Source organism: Paracoccus sp. Arc7-R13 (assembly GCF_004010775.1).
GTDB lineage: Bacteria > Pseudomonadota > Alphaproteobacteria > Rhodobacterales > Rhodobacteraceae > Paracoccus > Paracoccus marcusii.
The window spans coordinates 41,931-56,008 of sequence record NZ_CP034810.1; the positions used below are offsets into that span (position 1 = coordinate 41,931).

The window sequence follows — 14,078 nt, forward strand, 5'->3', positions numbered from 1 at the left end:
TAGCGATGCGCGAACAGGGGCTGTCAGCCAGCGCACATCACCGTGTGGCGGTCAGCGCGACGCTCAGGTCCACCTGGAACCCCACCGTGCTTTCGTCGGCATATCCCGCCCCCACCTGCCAGTCGCGGCGGTCCATCACGGCCTGCCCCTGCATCACGGCGACGCCGTCCGTGATGGTCAGATCGAAGGGCAGCGTGACGGGCATCTGCTGGTCGCGCAGGCGCAGCGGTCCTTCGGCGACATAGCCCGCGCCCTCGGGTCGGATCGTGCCCTCGAAGACGGCGGTGGGATGGGCGTCGACGTCAAAGAACTCGGCCCCCTTGGCCTGGTCGGTGACGGTGCCGATGGTGACGCTGTCCATGTTGATGGTCACCGTCACTGCGCCCGTGCCGCTGTCCGGGTCGAACGTGATTGCCGCCGTCCAGTCAGCAAAGCTGCCAGTCACGGTCGATCCCATCTGGCGCACGGCAAAGCCGAGTTCACCGTCGGTGACCTGCCATTCAGACGCCGCCTGTTCCAGCATCGCCACCGGGGCCGCGTCGCGCGGCGCGGTGGCCAGCGCATAGGCCGCCCCAGCCCCGAAGACCGCCACCGCGACCAGCGCCGGCAGCGCGTGGCGGGCGGCGACGCCCCGGCCCGCGGGCACGCCCCGCGTCATGCGGCCCAGCACCCCGTCGCGGTCGATCACCGCATGCTTGATGGCGCCCGCCACATGCAGGACCACCGACCCGATCAGCAGGAAGGCAAAGACGTGGTGCACCTGGGCCATGACCATCGCCAGGGCGGGCGATTTCGGCACCAGCGGCAGCCCCTGCCCCAAGGGCCACAGGATCGGCGCGAACCCGTCGGTCGCGGCATGTTCGATCCAGCCCGTCACCGGCACCAGCACCATCGACCCGTAAAGCGTCCAATGCACCGCCTCGGCCAGCAGGGTCTCCAGTCGGCGTTCGGGGTGGACGGGGGCGGGGCGCGTCTGGGTCAGCGCCCAGCCGATGCGCACCAGCGCCACGACCAGCGCCGCAAGACCCAGCGTCTTGTGGAACGAGAACACCTGCACCTTGAGCGCCATCTGCTCCAGCGGGATGCGTTCGGCCCACAGGCCCAGGGCGATGTTGGACAGGATGATCAGGGCGGTCAGCCAGTGCAGGCTGCGGGCGACGCTGCCATAGCTGGCTTTGGTGTTCTGGCGCATGGGGGGCCTTCGATGCGGATTTTTCCCCTGATAGCGCGTTTCGCGGATGCGCGGCACTGCCTTGGCCGCACATCCGCTGTGCGGGGCGTCACAATTCGACGACGCGCCGCTCGATCATCGCGGTCTGCGCCGCCAGCCCCATGCGCACGGCCCAGATGCCGTCCTGGACGCTGACGTCGGGGCGGTCGCGCTGGCCGCGGACAAGTTCCAAGAACCCCCGGTGCTGATAGAAGGTCGAGCCGTTGTGATCCCCCGCATCCAGCAGCGTCGGGTCCACGGGGATCACGTGGACCTGCGGCCCGCGGGGTTCGCGGGGCGACACGACGACCTGCGCCACGGGCGGATCGCCCAGATGCGCGGGCCAGAAGCGCGTGGGACCAGGCACGAAGGCCTCGATCTTGCCGCGGGGGCCCACGGCGCTGATCTCCTCCTGCCAGCGCGATCCTTCGGCGAACATGCACAGCTCCAGCATGGCGCGGGTGCCGTCGGCAAAGTCCACCGCGACATAGCCGTGGTCGAAGATGTCGGGCGTCCGGCCGTCATGCACCTCGTCCAGGTGGTTCAGCGCCTGCCCGCCGGTGGCCATGACGCGGACGGGATCCGACCCCAGCGCCAGCCGCATCAGGTCGAAGAAATGGCAACACTTCTCGACGAACGTCCCGCCGCTGTAGCGGTTGAAGCGGTTCCACTGACCGACCTTGGACAGGAACGGATAGCGGTGTTCGCGGATGCTCAGCATGCGGATGCCGCCGGTGGCCTCCTGGGCCATCTCTAGCAGCCGGGCGACGGGGGGCATGTAGCGGTACTCCATCGCGACCCAGACCGGCGCCGCGTGCCGTGCGGCCAGTTCCGCCACCGCCGCCGCGTCCGACGCCTGGGTGAACAGCGGCTTTTCCACCAGCACCGGCAGCGGCCTGTGCGCGGCCACGGCCTGCAGCTGTTCGACATGGCGGTGGTTCGGGCTGGCGATCAGCAGGCAGTCCAGCCCCGGATGCGCCAGCAGGTCGGCCACACTGTCGACCATGCGCGCACCGGGGGCCAGCGCCGCGGCGCGGGCGCGCATGGCGGCGTCGGGTTCGAAGATGGCACCGATGGCGGTGCCGGGCAGCAGGGCGATGTTGCGCAGGTGTTCCTGGCCCATCATCCCGCAGCCGATCACGCCATAGGTGATCACGCGGCTGTCTTGCATGGTCATGGGATCTCCTTAGACGAGGCGCTGGACGTAGAGCGCGCGGTCGGTGTCGTACCAGGTGCGCGAGAATTCGACCGCGTCCTGTGTCTGCGCCCAGGACAGGCGCTGGATGAAGGCGGTCGTGCTGCCGGGGCGGGGCGCGAAATCGGGCGGCGCCCAGTCGGGCACGGTGCCCAGGCCGACGCGATCCTCGGCCCGGGTGATCCACAGCTTCAGCGCCCGCTTGTAGGTCAGATACAGCGAATCCTGCACCATCTCGGGGGGAATGGCCCCGGCCCCGCCGTCCAGCCAGATCTCCTCGACCGCGATGGGGGTGTCGTCCAGGAACCGCAGGCGCCGGAACCGGGTGCCGTGATCGGCGCTGCCATAGGCGGGCTGGCCGGCATCCTTGGGATGCGATCCGACCGACAGCAGCCGCGCGCGCGGCAGCCCGCCCCCGCCCTGCGCATGTTCCAGCCGAAACATCGAATAGACCGCCCGCGTCGGTTCGCCCGCCCGGATGTAGTTCCCCGATCCCTGCCGACGGTCCAGCAGGCCCTGCGCCTCCAGTTCGGCCAGCGCCTTGCGCAGGGTCCGCACGGTGGTGTCATGCGCCTGGGCCATCTGGCGTTCGGGCGGCAGCTTCTGGCCATCGACCAGACGACCCGCGGCGATGTCGCGAATCATCATCTCGGTGATCTGCAGGTGGATCGGCAACGCGTCCGACCGATGTTCGCCTGCCCCTGCCACGACCGTCCCCCGGTAAATTGATACACCATTGATTTACACGATGGGGGACGCTATGCAAAGGGAAATCCGACGCCGTCCCGGGAGGAAACCATGACCGTCGTCCCCGTCACCTCAGCCGATCTGGATGCCGTCGAGGTCGCCTGGTTCGCGGCGCTGTGTTCCGACGATTACCGCCATCTGGGCGTGCCCGACGGGTCGCTGCGGTCGTCCTGGGCGCATTGTTCTGACATCGTGCGCACCGCCGAACGGCAGGGTTTCGGCAACATCCTGTGCCCGTCCAGCTATCAGGTCGGACAGGACACGCTGTCCTTCGTCGCGGGCTGCGCGCCGATCACCCAACGCATCAACATGCTGGCTGCCGTCCGCTGCGGAGAGATGCAGCCGATCATGCTGGCCCGCACCATCGCCACGCTGGACCACATGCTGGAGGGCCGCCTGACGGTCAACATCATCAGCAGCAATTTCCCCGGCCAGCAGGAGCCGAGCCCCTTCCGCTATCAGCGCAGTCGCGAGGTGGTCGAGATCCTGAAGCAGGCCTGGACGCAGGGCGAAATCAACTATCAGGGTCAGGTCTATGATTTCAGCGGCCTGACCACCGATCCTGTCCAGCCCTATCAGACGGGCGGGCCGATGCTGTATTTCGGCGGGTATTCCCCCGACGCGCTGGACCTGTGCGGCCAGCATTGCGACGTCTATCTGATGTGGCCCGAGAAGACCGAGGACATCGCCGACAGGATGCGCGCCGCCCATGCCGCGGCCGAGAAATACGGCCGCACGCTGGATTACGGCTTTCGCGCCCATGTGATCGTCCGCGACACCGAGGCCGAGGCCCGCGAATATGCCCGCGACCTTGTCAGCCAGCTGGACGATGACCAGGGTCGGCTGATCCGCGAACGCGCGCTGGACGCGGGCTCGCTCGGCGTCAGCCGCCAGGCGCGCAACCGAGAGCTGGCCGATCTGGAAGGCTATATCGAGCCCAACCTGTGGACCGGCGTGGGCCGGGCGCGGTCGGGCTGCGGCGCGGCCATCGTCGGATCGACCGACCAGGTCCTGACCAAGCTGGAGGAGCTGCGTCGCATGGGCATCCGCGCCTTCATCCTGTCGGGCTATCCCCACAACGACGAGGCCTGCCATTTCGGCAGCCGCGTCCTGCCCCAGATGAATACCTGCCAGTTGAACCGTGTCTGGGGCCGCGTGCCCGACACCACCCCCGCAACGCCCCTGGGCACCGGCGAAAGGCGCTGAGATGAACCGTGTGACGCTGACCGACGATCTGAGCCTGTCGCGGCTGGTCTATGGCATGTGGCGGATCGGCGACGATGCCGACACCTCGCCCGCCCATGTCCAGGCCAAGATCGAGGCCTGCCTGGACCAGGGCATCACCACGATGGACCAGGCGGACATCTATGGCGCCTATACCGCCGAAGGCATCCTGGGCGCCGCCCTGCGTGCCAGCCCCGGCCTGCGCGACCGGATCGAGATCGTCACGAAATGCGACATCATCGCACCGATCGGCAAATACGCCGACGCGGCCTGCAAGCATTACGACACGTCCGGCGATCACATCCGCGCCGCGGTCGACACGTCGCTGCGCGACATGGGCACGGACCGGATCGACCTGCTGCTGATCCACCGCCCCGACCCGCTGATGGACCCCGACGACACGGGCGCGGCGCTGGACGCGCTGGTGGCATCGGGCAAGGTCCGCGCGGTGGGCGTGTCGAACTTCCGCCCCTGGGACGTGGAGCTGCTGCAGGGGTCGATGCAGACCCGGTTGGTCACCAACCAGATCGAGGTGTCGCTGGCCGCGATCCAGCCCTTCACCAACGGCGACCTGGCCTTTCATCAGCGCCGCCGCGACCCGGTCATGGCCTGGTCGCCCCTGGGCGGCGGCAGCCTGATGACCGGTCACGGTCCCGTCGCTGCTGAACTGGACGCGCTGGCGGCGGAATTCGGCGTGGACCGCGCGGCGGTGGCTGTTGCGTTCCTGTTGCGCCACCCCGCGACCATCCTGCCGGTCATGGGCACCAATTCGCTTGCACGGATCGCCCGGATCGCCGATGCCGAAAAGGTCCGGCTGGACCGCGTGCAGTGGTTCCGCCTTTACCAAGCAGCCCTTGGGCAAGAGGTGCCATGACGCGACCGATCCCGCACAGCTTCGTTCCCGATCCGCAGAACGGGCGGCTGCTGCGCGATGCCTTTGGCCGCTTTGCGACCGGGGTCACGGTGGTGACCGCCGCGACCGAGGGCGGCTGCGCGGCGATGACCGCCAACAGCTTCTCGTCCATCTCGATGGACCCGCCGCTGGTGATGTGGTCGCCGGCGCTGGCCAGCTCCCGCTTTCCGGTCTTTGCGCAGGCGCGCCATTTCGCCATCCACGTGCTGGCCGCCGACCAGGCCGATCTGGCCTGGACCGTCGCGCGCAACCGCAACGCGCTGGACCATGCGGGCCTGTCCGCGAACGCGCATGGCGTGCCGGTGCTGGACCGCTGCCTGGCCCGGTTCGATTGCGACCTGTTCGCCATGCACGAGGCGGGCGACCACATGATCATCGTCGGTCGCGTCCTGCACGCCCAGATCACCGAAGGCGATCCGCTGGCCTTCTTCGGCGGGCAAATCGCCGGGATCGCCAGAGGCTGACTGACCGCGGCGCCGGGCAGGAGGAGGCCCGGCACCGTCACGAAACGGGGGAGGAGACACCCAAGATGCGCCTGCTGACGGGCCTTGTCCGGCCATTGTCCCGGATCAACGAACAGCTGCTGCGCGCGGGGCGCGCGGTGGGCATCGTGGCCATCGGCCTGATGGTCGTGGTGACCATCGTGCAGGTCGTCGCGCGCTATGGCTTCAACAGCGCCCTGGCCTGGCCGGACGAGGCCGCGCGGTTCTGCATGCTGTGGATGACCGGCCTGATGGCGCCGACCGCGTTCCGGCGCGGGGGTTTCGTCGCGATCGACTTTCTTCCCGCCATGCTGCCCGCGACGGCCGCGCGGCTGCTGAACCTGGTCCTGCTGGTCGTGTCGCTGGTGGTGCTGGTCGCAGCCGTGCAGATCGGCTGGCGCGAGGTGACGGGCCTGGGCGGGCGCTTTGCCAGCGCATCGCTGTTCCTGCCCACGTCGCTGGATTTCGGCGACTGGTACCGGGTGCCGCGGTCCTGGATGATGGCGTCGATCCCGGTCGGGCTGATGCTGCTGATTTCCGTGAATGTCGAACTGATCCTGCGCATCCTGGCGCAGTTGGGCGGCGCCCGCGACCTGCCCCCGATCGAGGGGCTGGATGCGGGCCTGCGGGGGGCCGAGTGATGCTGATCCTGTTTCTGCCGCTGTTCCTGACCTTTCTGCTGATCGGCCTGCCGGTGTTCTTCGGGATGCTGGCGGCGCCGGGCATCCTGCTGATGCTGAACGGACAGGAACGCGACCTGACGCTGCTGTACCGCAACCTCTACAACGGCATGGACAGCTTTCCGCTGATGGCGATCCCGTTCTTCATGCTGGCGGGCGAGCTGATGAACCGCGGCGGCATCACGCTGCGCCTGGTCGAATTCGCCCAGGCCCTGATGGGGCATTTCCGCGGCGGCTTGGCGCATGTGAACATCCTGTCGTCGATGCTGTTCGCGGGCCTGTCGGGATCGGCCGTGGCCGACACCTCGGCGCTTGGGTCCATGCTGATCCCGGCGATGGAGAAGCAGGGCTATACCCGCCGCTTCGCCGCCGCGATCACCGCGGCCAGCTCGGTCATCGGGCCGATCATCCCGCCGTCGGGGATCATGATCATCTATGCCTATGTGATGGGCGAAAGCGTCGCGGCGCTGTTCCTGGCGGGCATCGTGCCCGGCATCCTGGTGGGCGTGGGCCTGATGATCGCGGTCAAGGTCATGGCCGACCGCTACGACTTTCCCATCGCCGCGCCGCGCCAAAGCTGGGGCCAGCGCGGACAGGCCAGCCTCAAGGCGTTCTTTCCGCTGATGACCCCCGTCATCATCCTGGGCGGCATCCTGGGCGGCGTCTTCACGCCCACCGAGGCCGCCGCCGTCGCCGCCGTCTATGCGCTGGTCATCAGCCTGTTCGTGCTGCGCACGATGAAGATCGCGGAACTGCCGGACGTCCTAGGCCGCGCAGCGCTGACCTCGGCGGTGGTGCTGCTGCTGGTGGGGGCGGCGATGTCGTTCAAGACGGTGATCTCGCTGTCGCAGACGCCGCAGATGATGGCCGACTGGATCCTGACGCTGACCGCCGACCCGCTTATCCTGCTGCTGATGATCAACCTGTTCCTGTTCGTCGTCGGCATGTTCCTGGACGCGGGCCCCGCGATCATCATCCTGGCGCCGATCCTGGGGCCGGTCTTCACCGGCATGGGCGTCGACAGCGTTCATTTCGCGATCATCATGTGCGTCAACCTGACGGTGGGCCTGGCCACGCCGCCCATGGGGCTGGTGCTGTTCGTGGCCTCTGCGGTGTCGGGCGAAAAGGTCATGACCATCGCCCGCGCCATCCTGCCGTTCCTGCTGGTCGAGGTGCTGGTGATCTTCCTGATCACCTATGTCCCGGCCATTTCCATGACCATCCCGCGCCTGACCGGCTTTGCGGACTGAGACCACCAAGGGAGGATACCATGCTGAAACCCGCACTGACCCTGGCCGCCGCCCTGGCGCTGGCCACCCCCGTCATGGCCCAGGACTATACCCTGCGCGCCGTGGCCAACTCGAATGAGAACGACGAGGATTTCGACGGCCTGCAGGTCTTCAAGTCGCATGTCGAGGCGGCCTCCAACGGCGCCATCGCGGTCGAGATTTTCATGGGCACGCAGCTCTGCTCGAACGGTGCGGAATGCCTCCAGGGCGTGGCCGACGGCTCGATTGACGTCTACATCTCGACCTCGGACGGGGCGGCGGGGCTGTTTCCCTATCTGCAGGTTCTGGACCTGCCCTACATCATGGCCGACGACCGGGTGGCCGAACGCGTCTTGACCGGCGATTTCACCCGCCAGCTGCGCGACATGACGCTGGAGGATTCGGGCGGGATGCTGCGGCTGATGACGATCGGCAACACCGGCGGCTGGCGCAACTTCGCCAACACCAAGCGCCGCATCCAGACGCCCGCCGACCTGTCGGGCCTGAAGATGCGCACCGTCGTGGCCGACCTGCCGCAGGAGCTGGTGCGCGCGCTGGACGCCTCGCCCACGCCGATCCCCTGGGCGGAACTGTTCACCTCGCTGCAGACCAACGTGGTCGAGGGCACCGCGAACGGCATCACCGACATCATGTCGATGCGTTTCCCCGAAGCCGGGCTGCAATACCTGACGCTGGACGGCCACGCCTACATGGGCGCGATGTGGTGGATGTCGAACGAACGCTTCATGGAGATGCCCGAGGACATGCGCGCCATCGTGGTCGACGGGTTCGCCCAGCTGCAGCAGGCGACCTTCGCGTCGCCCAAGCGCAAGTCCATCGCGGCCTATGAGGAGTTCCGCGCCGGCGGCGGCGAGGTCTATGTCCCCACGGCCGAGGAGAAGGCCGCCTTCACCGAGGCCGCGGCCCCGGTCTATGACTGGTTCACCGGCAATGTCGACGGTGGCGAGGAGATCCTGGCCAGCTTCCGCGAGGCCGTGTCCCAGGCCGAGACCGCGCTGGCCGAGGAACGCGCCCGCGACATCCAGTAACCCCTGCCGGGGGCCGCGACCCGGCCCCCCTGGACGCCCATGACCCGCACCGACATCCCCCTTGCCGCCCGCGCGCGCGCCTTGGCGCCCGGCCTGATGCTGGCCGTCACCGTCGCCATGGCGGCGCAGTTCCTGTCCGGCCATTACGGCGTGCCGGTGATGCTGATGGCGATCCTGCTGGGCATGCCGCTGCATTTCCTGGCCGAGGACGACCGCGCCGGTCCCGGCATCGACTTTGCCGCCCGCACCCTGCTGCGCGCGGGGGTCGCGCTGCTGGGCCTGCGGGTGTCGCTGGACATGGTCGCCGCGATCGGCTGGCCCTTCGTGGCATTGGTCGCGGGATCGGTCGCGGCGGTGATCCTGGGATCGGTCGCGCTGGCGCGCAGGCTGGGCCAGGACCGCGCCTTTGGCCTGCTGACCGGCGGGTCGGTGGCGATCTGCGGGGCATCGGCGGCGATGGCCATCGCATCCGTCCTGCCCGCGCGGGACAGCGCGGAACGCGACCTGTCCTTTACCGTGATCACCGTCACGGTCATGTCGACCTTCGCGATGATCGTCTATCCGATGCTGGCGGCGGGCCTGGGCCTGGACCAGCATCAGACCGGCCTGTTCCTGGGTGCCACGATCCATGACGTGGCCCAGGTCGTGGGCGCGGGCTATTCCGTCTCCGAGGAGACAGGCGACATCGCCACCGTGGTCAAGCTGATCCGCGTGACGCTCTTGGCGCCCGTCGTGCTGATTGCGGCGCTGGTCCTGCGCCGTGCCGCGCCCGCGGGGGCCGCGCGCCCGCCGCTGCTGCCGGGCTTCGTGCTGGTGTTTCTGGTGCTGGCGGCGGCGAATTCGGCGCATCTGGTGCCGCTGCCCGTGACCGATGCCGCCTCGACCCTGTCGCGGGCCCTGCTGGTCGCCGCCGTGGCCGCGGTCGGCATGAAGACCGCGCTGGCGCGCATGGCGCAGGTCGGCGCCGCCGCCATCGCCATGCTTCTGGTCCAGACCGCCGCCCTGGCCACGCTGATCGCGGTGCCGCTGATGCTGGGACTGGTGTGACGGGCGGTTGCCCCCTGCCCCGCTTTCGGGCCATCTGATCCGGACCGGAGGGGATCATGGCCTTTCACTTGGACGACTTTCTGCCCTATCGCCTGGCCGTCGCGGCCCAGCAGGTCAGCCGCCGTTTCGCCCGCCTCTATGCGGCCGAAGCAGGGCTGACGATTCCCGAATGGCGGGTGCTGGCGCATCTGAACCATTCCGGTTCCGTCAGCGTCCGCGACATCCACACCCGCGTCAATCTGGACAAGTCGGTCGTCAGCCGGGCGGCGACGCGGCTGGAACAGGCAAGGCTGGTCGCCAAGTCGGACCATGCGGGCGACCGCCGCCTGATCGTATTGGAACTGACCCCGCAAGGGCGTGATCTGATGGACCGGTTGGGCCAGGTCGCGCAAGCGTTTCAGGATCGCCTGCTGGCGGAATTGGGATCTGACGCGGCCGCCCTGTCCGCGGCGCTGGACCAGCTGGCGCAGGATCCCGACGCGCCGTGACCCATGAAAAAGGCCGGGCACATGACCCGGCCTGTTCAACAAGAGATCATCGGATCAGCCGTCGGTCACCGGCTCGATCCCGTCGACCATCAGCAGCGTCCCGTCCGTGGCGCTGAAGATCAACTCGGTCGGCAGGCCGCCGCGTTCCCCGCTGACGATCAGCGTCTCGGGGCCGCGCAGGACGACGACATTCTCGTAGCCCTGGGCGGACAGGCTGTCGATGACCTCCTGGTCGGTCGCGAACCCGTCCAGGGTCGGGAACTGGACCTCCTCCATGGTGGTCATCCCCTCCGTCGGCACGGCGGTCTGGGCCAGGGAAGCCGTCGCCATTAGGGCGGTCAGGACGGCGGCCACGCCACCCAGCTTCAGGGATGCGATCGGATTGGTCATCGTACTCTCCTGTGATTCGCTGCGGTCGATGCCGCTGTCACGCACCCAACCTTTGGGCGGACGAACGGTTCAATCACGCCCGTGTCACGGGGGCTGCTGATGATTTCGTGTGCCGATGTGATCGGGGGTAAACAGCCTGCGCCGGAACCTGCCCAGATCCGGCGATCCCAGGGCGGGTTTCAGGCAGGGTCTTGCCGGTATGGAGGTCATGGACGGTGCGGATCGGGTCATTCCCGATCGCTCGGTCTAGCGTCCTGCCGACGTTGCCCGGATCACCACCGGGTACGCAGAAAAAGGAAACGACATGATCCGCAAGATCGCATTCGCCATGGGTCTGGGCCTGCTGCCCGCCGCCGTTGTCGCCCAGGATGCCGCAGCGCCCGCACAGGATGCCCCCGCGCAGACCGCCCCCGCCGATCCCGGCACCACGTACGAGGCCGCGCGCAATCAGCTGGGCATCCTGCAGTACTGCCAGGAGCAGGGCTTCACCGGTGCCGAGGCCGTCGAGGCCCAGGGCAAGCTGGTCGGCCTTCTGCAGGGCGGTGACGAGGCCGTCGGCAGCGCCGCCGAGGAGAAGGGCGCCCAAGGCACCGTGTCCGTCGGCGGAACCGAGGTGTCCCTGGCCGATGCCGTCGAAGAGCGCGGCAGCACCGTCGAGGCGACCTGCCAGCAGATCGAGGCCGCTGTGAACGAGATCGCGCCCACCCTGCCCGCAGGCTGAGCCTTACGCCCATGACAACGGAAAACGGGCCGGCGATCGCCGGCCCGTTTTTCTATGGCGCATCGGTGGCGTCGTGGGTCGCGACCAGCTCGGCCGTGACCGCGCGGGCGGCGGGGCCATCCTCGGCGGCGGCACCCGCCTCGACCAGTTCGCGGGCCTCGTCCTCGTCCTCGTCGGTCAGGGCGGGGGGTTCGTCGCCCGCCAGAAAGTTGCCGAACTTCTCCCACCCGGGGATGTGTTCGGCCAGCACGCGGATCACCACCAGCACGGGCACCGCGATGATCATCCCGATGACCGACCACAACCAAGCCCACAGCGCGACGCCCAGGAACACCACGACCGTGTTCATCTGCAGCCGCCGCGACACGAAGTAGGGCGTGATGATCTGCCCCTCCAGCGATGTCAGGCCCAGGTAGCTTGCGGCGACCATCGCCGGCCAGAACAGCCCTGGCATCACCACCAGCGCCACGATGCCCGATATGGCGACCCCGGTGATCGCCCCCAGATAGGGGATGAAGTTCAGAAGGAACGCCCCGATCCCGAACAGAAGCGGGCCCGGCATCCCCCAGGCCCACATCGTCAGCCCCACCGCCAGGCCAAGCCCCGCATTGATGATGGTGATGGCGCCCAGATAGTTGCCAAGCGAATCCTCGATCTGGCGCAGGGCCAGATAGGCGCCGCGCTTGTCGCGCATGCGGTCGAAGCTTTGGACGATCTTCAGATACAGCAGGTCGCCGGACGCGATCAGGAAGAACAGCAGGATCAGTGTGAACAACACCTGCCCCATCAGCAGCGGCGCCATGTGCATGACGGTGCCCAGGGTCGTCTCGCCCTCCTGCTGGATGCGGATGGCGGGGGGTTCCTCGGGGCCGGGATCGGTGTTCTGCGCCTCGTCGATGCGTGCGGCGGCCTCGCGCAGGTCCGACAGGCTGTCGCGGACGCTGTCGAACTTCTGCTCCAGCTGCGCGCTGATGATGGGCATGTTGCTCATCGCCCGGCTCAGCGGGCCGCTGGCGGCATAGGCGATGACCCCCACGGCCAGCAGGATCGACAGGGTGATGCCCGCAGCCGTCGCCGCATCCGGGATGCCGCGGCGTTCGGCAAATCGGCGCAGGGGCGTGAAGACGAAGAACAGCAGCATCGCCATGGTGACGGGCATCAGGAAATCGCGTCCCGCAGCGATGGCGGCGAAGGCCATGACCAGGAAGATGCCGATCACGGCCCAGTTCGCCAGAACCGGGACCTTGCTGTCGGCGCGTTGTGAAAACCGTGGAAAAAGATGTCCTTCAGGACCTGGCATGTCGAACCCCCGATGCGGGCGCCGCGTTCCCCAACGCCGGTGGCACCCGTGTGCTGCGCAAACGCAGGCGGCGGCCCGGATGTTCCGAACCGCCGCGTTCACGTTATTCCGGATCGGCCTGGATCAGACCGGATGATCGCCCGATGCGTCGATGACGCGGGTGGGAAGGCCCATCTTTCCCAGCAGCTCCAGGAAGGGTCGCGCGGGCAGATCCTCGACATTGGCCATCTTGCCCGCGTCCCACAGACCGCGCGCGATCAGGATCGCCGCCGCGACCGGCGGCACGCCCGCGGTATAGCTGATGCCTTGGCTGCCGACCTCTTCGAAGGCCTCCTTGTGGTCGGCGACGTTGTAGATGAAGACCTCGGCCTCCTTGCCGTCGCGGGTACCGCGGACCAGGTCGCCGATGCAGGTCTTGCCCTCATAGTCGGGGGCGAGGCTTGCCGGGTCGGGCAGCACGGCCTTGACCACCTTCAGCGGCACCACGTCGGTGCCGTCGGCCAGCGTGACCGGCTGTTCCGACAGCAGGCCAAGCTTCTGCAGGACGGTGAAGACGTTGATGTAATGCTCTCCGAACCCCATCCAGAACCGGACGTCGGCCTGCGGATAGCGGGCCGACAGGCTGTGGACCTCGTCGTGGCCGGACAGATAGGCGGTGCGCTTGCCCACAACGGGCAGGTCCCATTCGCGGCCGACCTCGAACATGCGGTTCTCCTGCCAGGCACCCTTCTGCCAGGAGTAGACTGTGCCGGTGAACTCGCGGAAATTGATTTCGGGGTCGAAATTCGTGGCGAACCAGCGGCCGTGCGACCCGGCGTTGATGTCCACGATGTCGATGCTGTCGACCTTGTCGAAATACTCGTCCTCGGCCAGGCGCGCATAGGCGTTGACCACGCCCGGATCGAAGCCCGCGCCAAGGATGGCGGTGATGCCCGCCTTGGCCACGTCCTCGCGGCGCTTCCATTCATAGTTGCCGTACCAGGGCGGCGTCTCGCAGATCTTGGCCGGGTCCTCGTGGATGGCGGTGTCGATATAGGCCGCGCCCGCGCGGATGCAGCCCTCAAGGACGGTCATGTTGATGAAGGCCGTGCCCACGTTGATGACGATGCCCGCATCCACCTGCCGGATCAGCGCCTCGACCGCGTCCGCGTCCATGGCGTCCAGCGCGTGGCTGGTCCAGGCCATGTCATGACCCTTCTCGCGCAAGGACTGGATGATCGCGTCGGCCTTGGCCTGCGTGCGGTTCGCGATGTGCAGGTCGCCGAACTCGGCCGCCCATTGCGCGACCTTGTGGGCCGTGACCTGCGCCACGCCGCCCGCACCGATGATGAGCACGTTCTTCTTCGCCAATTCTGTCTCCTTCA

Annotated in this window: 15 protein-coding genes; 9 read left to right on the forward strand and 6 right to left on the reverse strand. The window is 68.0% G+C overall.

What is annotated here, in order from left to right; genetic code table 11:
- Window positions 1-37 precede the first annotated feature (37 nt).
- From EOJ32_RS00240 to EOJ32_RS00250, 3 genes are all read right to left on the reverse strand, one after another.
- Window positions 38-1,192, reverse strand: a complete 1,155-nt coding sequence (locus EOJ32_RS00240; protein ID WP_127897312.1) for a cytochrome b/b6 domain-containing protein — start codon at window positions 1,190-1,192, stop codon at window positions 38-40.
- A gap of 88 nt (window positions 1,193-1,280) precedes the next feature.
- The gene (locus tag EOJ32_RS00245) at window positions 1,281-2,387 is read right to left on the reverse strand and encodes a Gfo/Idh/MocA family protein (protein ID WP_371705721.1); all 1,107 of its coding nucleotides are present in this window, start codon (window positions 2,385-2,387) and stop codon (window positions 1,281-1,283) included.
- A gap of 9 nt (window positions 2,388-2,396) precedes the next feature.
- Complete coding sequence (locus tag EOJ32_RS00250) at window positions 2,397-3,113, reverse strand: GntR family transcriptional regulator (RefSeq protein WP_369799445.1); 717 nt, start codon at window positions 3,111-3,113, stop codon at window positions 2,397-2,399.
- 90 nt (window positions 3,114-3,203) lie between these two features.
- Between EOJ32_RS00250 and EOJ32_RS00255 the strand changes: the two genes are divergently transcribed.
- The 8 genes from EOJ32_RS00255 to EOJ32_RS00290 all read left to right on the forward strand — a co-directional run bounded on the left by EOJ32_RS00255 (window position 3,204) and on the right by EOJ32_RS00290 (window position 10,303).
- Complete coding sequence (locus EOJ32_RS00255) at window positions 3,204-4,358, forward strand: LLM class flavin-dependent oxidoreductase (protein WP_127897313.1); 1,155 nt, start codon at window positions 3,204-3,206, stop codon at window positions 4,356-4,358.
- A 1-nt stretch (window position 4,359) separates the two neighbouring features.
- The gene (locus EOJ32_RS00260) at window positions 4,360-5,250 is read left to right on the forward strand and encodes an aldo/keto reductase family oxidoreductase (RefSeq protein ID WP_127897314.1); all 891 of its coding nucleotides are present in this window, start codon (window positions 4,360-4,362) and stop codon (window positions 5,248-5,250) included.
- Entirely contained in the window at window positions 5,247-5,753 is a 507-nt protein-coding gene (locus EOJ32_RS00265) for a flavin reductase family protein (protein WP_045982416.1), read from the forward strand. The genes EOJ32_RS00260 and EOJ32_RS00265 overlap by 4 nt, the downstream gene beginning before the upstream one ends.
- Window positions 5,754-5,818: 65 nt before the next feature.
- A complete protein-coding gene (locus tag EOJ32_RS00270) occupies window positions 5,819-6,412 on the forward strand; it encodes a TRAP transporter small permease (protein WP_127897315.1) in 594 nt (197 codons plus the stop codon).
- The gene (locus EOJ32_RS00275; protein ID WP_045982414.1) at window positions 6,412-7,701 is read left to right on the forward strand and encodes a TRAP transporter large permease; all 1,290 of its coding nucleotides are present in this window, start codon (window positions 6,412-6,414) and stop codon (window positions 7,699-7,701) included. Before EOJ32_RS00270 ends, EOJ32_RS00275 begins: the two co-directional genes overlap by 1 nt.
- Before the next feature lie 20 nt (window positions 7,702-7,721).
- Window positions 7,722-8,768, forward strand: a complete 1,047-nt coding sequence (gene dctP, locus EOJ32_RS00280) for a TRAP transporter substrate-binding protein DctP (protein ID WP_127897316.1) — start codon at window positions 7,722-7,724, stop codon at window positions 8,766-8,768.
- 39 nt (window positions 8,769-8,807) lie between these two features.
- Window positions 8,808-9,815 (forward strand): YeiH family protein, encoded by a 1,008-nt coding sequence (locus EOJ32_RS00285; RefSeq protein ID WP_127897317.1) that lies wholly within the window; start codon window positions 8,808-8,810, stop codon window positions 9,813-9,815.
- Between the two features lie 56 nt (window positions 9,816-9,871).
- Window positions 9,872-10,303, forward strand: a complete 432-nt coding sequence (locus tag EOJ32_RS00290) for a MarR family winged helix-turn-helix transcriptional regulator (RefSeq protein ID WP_127897318.1) — start codon at window positions 9,872-9,874, stop codon at window positions 10,301-10,303.
- A 54-nt stretch (window positions 10,304-10,357) separates the two neighbouring features.
- Here the strand turns inward: EOJ32_RS00290 and EOJ32_RS00295 are convergent, their stop codons facing one another.
- The gene (locus tag EOJ32_RS00295; RefSeq protein ID WP_052714780.1) at window positions 10,358-10,693 is read right to left on the reverse strand and encodes a hypothetical protein; all 336 of its coding nucleotides are present in this window, start codon (window positions 10,691-10,693) and stop codon (window positions 10,358-10,360) included.
- A 304-nt stretch (window positions 10,694-10,997) separates the two neighbouring features.
- Here EOJ32_RS00295 and EOJ32_RS00300 point away from each other — a divergent pair, with 304 nt between their 5' ends.
- Window positions 10,998-11,414, forward strand: a complete 417-nt coding sequence (locus tag EOJ32_RS00300) for a pore-forming ESAT-6 family protein (protein ID WP_045982408.1) — start codon at window positions 10,998-11,000, stop codon at window positions 11,412-11,414.
- A gap of 52 nt (window positions 11,415-11,466) precedes the next feature.
- On the opposite strand, the gene EOJ32_RS00305 is transcribed toward EOJ32_RS00300, so the two are convergent.
- Complete coding sequence (locus tag EOJ32_RS00305) at window positions 11,467-12,633, reverse strand: AI-2E family transporter (protein WP_240542459.1); 1,167 nt, start codon at window positions 12,631-12,633, stop codon at window positions 11,467-11,469.
- Window positions 12,634-12,837: 204 nt separating this feature from the next.
- On the reverse strand, window positions 12,838-14,064 hold the full coding sequence (locus tag EOJ32_RS00310; protein WP_127897320.1) for a saccharopine dehydrogenase family protein: 1,227 nt from the start codon (window positions 14,062-14,064) through the stop codon (window positions 12,838-12,840).
- Window positions 14,065-14,078: the final 14 nt, after the last annotated feature.

Bases quoted from the DNA above. Each gene is read 5' to 3' on its own strand.
- EOJ32_RS00240 (WP_127897312.1), bottom strand. From the start codon at position 1,192: ATGCGCCAGAACACCAAAGCCAGCTATGGCAGCGTCGCCCGCAGCCTG.
- EOJ32_RS00245 (WP_371705721.1), bottom strand. From the start codon at position 2,387: ATGACCATGCAAGACAGCCGCGTGATCACCTATGGCGTGATCGGCTGC.
- EOJ32_RS00255 (WP_127897313.1), top strand. From the start codon at position 3,204: ATGACCGTCGTCCCCGTCACCTCAGCCGATCTGGATGCCGTCGAGGTC.
- EOJ32_RS00260 (WP_127897314.1), top strand. From the start codon at position 4,360: ATGAACCGTGTGACGCTGACCGACGATCTGAGCCTGTCGCGGCTGGTC.
- EOJ32_RS00265 (WP_045982416.1), top strand. From the start codon at position 5,247: ATGACGCGACCGATCCCGCACAGCTTCGTTCCCGATCCGCAGAACGGG.
- EOJ32_RS00270 (WP_127897315.1), top strand. From the start codon at position 5,819: ATGCGCCTGCTGACGGGCCTTGTCCGGCCATTGTCCCGGATCAACGAA.
- EOJ32_RS00275 (WP_045982414.1), top strand. From the start codon at position 6,412: ATGCTGATCCTGTTTCTGCCGCTGTTCCTGACCTTTCTGCTGATCGGC.
- dctP (WP_127897316.1), top strand. From the start codon at position 7,722: ATGCTGAAACCCGCACTGACCCTGGCCGCCGCCCTGGCGCTGGCCACC.
- EOJ32_RS00285 (WP_127897317.1), top strand. From the start codon at position 8,808: ATGACCCGCACCGACATCCCCCTTGCCGCCCGCGCGCGCGCCTTGGCG.
- EOJ32_RS00290 (WP_127897318.1), top strand. From the start codon at position 9,872: ATGGCCTTTCACTTGGACGACTTTCTGCCCTATCGCCTGGCCGTCGCG.
- EOJ32_RS00295 (WP_052714780.1), bottom strand. From the start codon at position 10,693: ATGACCAATCCGATCGCATCCCTGAAGCTGGGTGGCGTGGCCGCCGTC.
- EOJ32_RS00300 (WP_045982408.1), top strand. From the start codon at position 10,998: ATGATCCGCAAGATCGCATTCGCCATGGGTCTGGGCCTGCTGCCCGCC.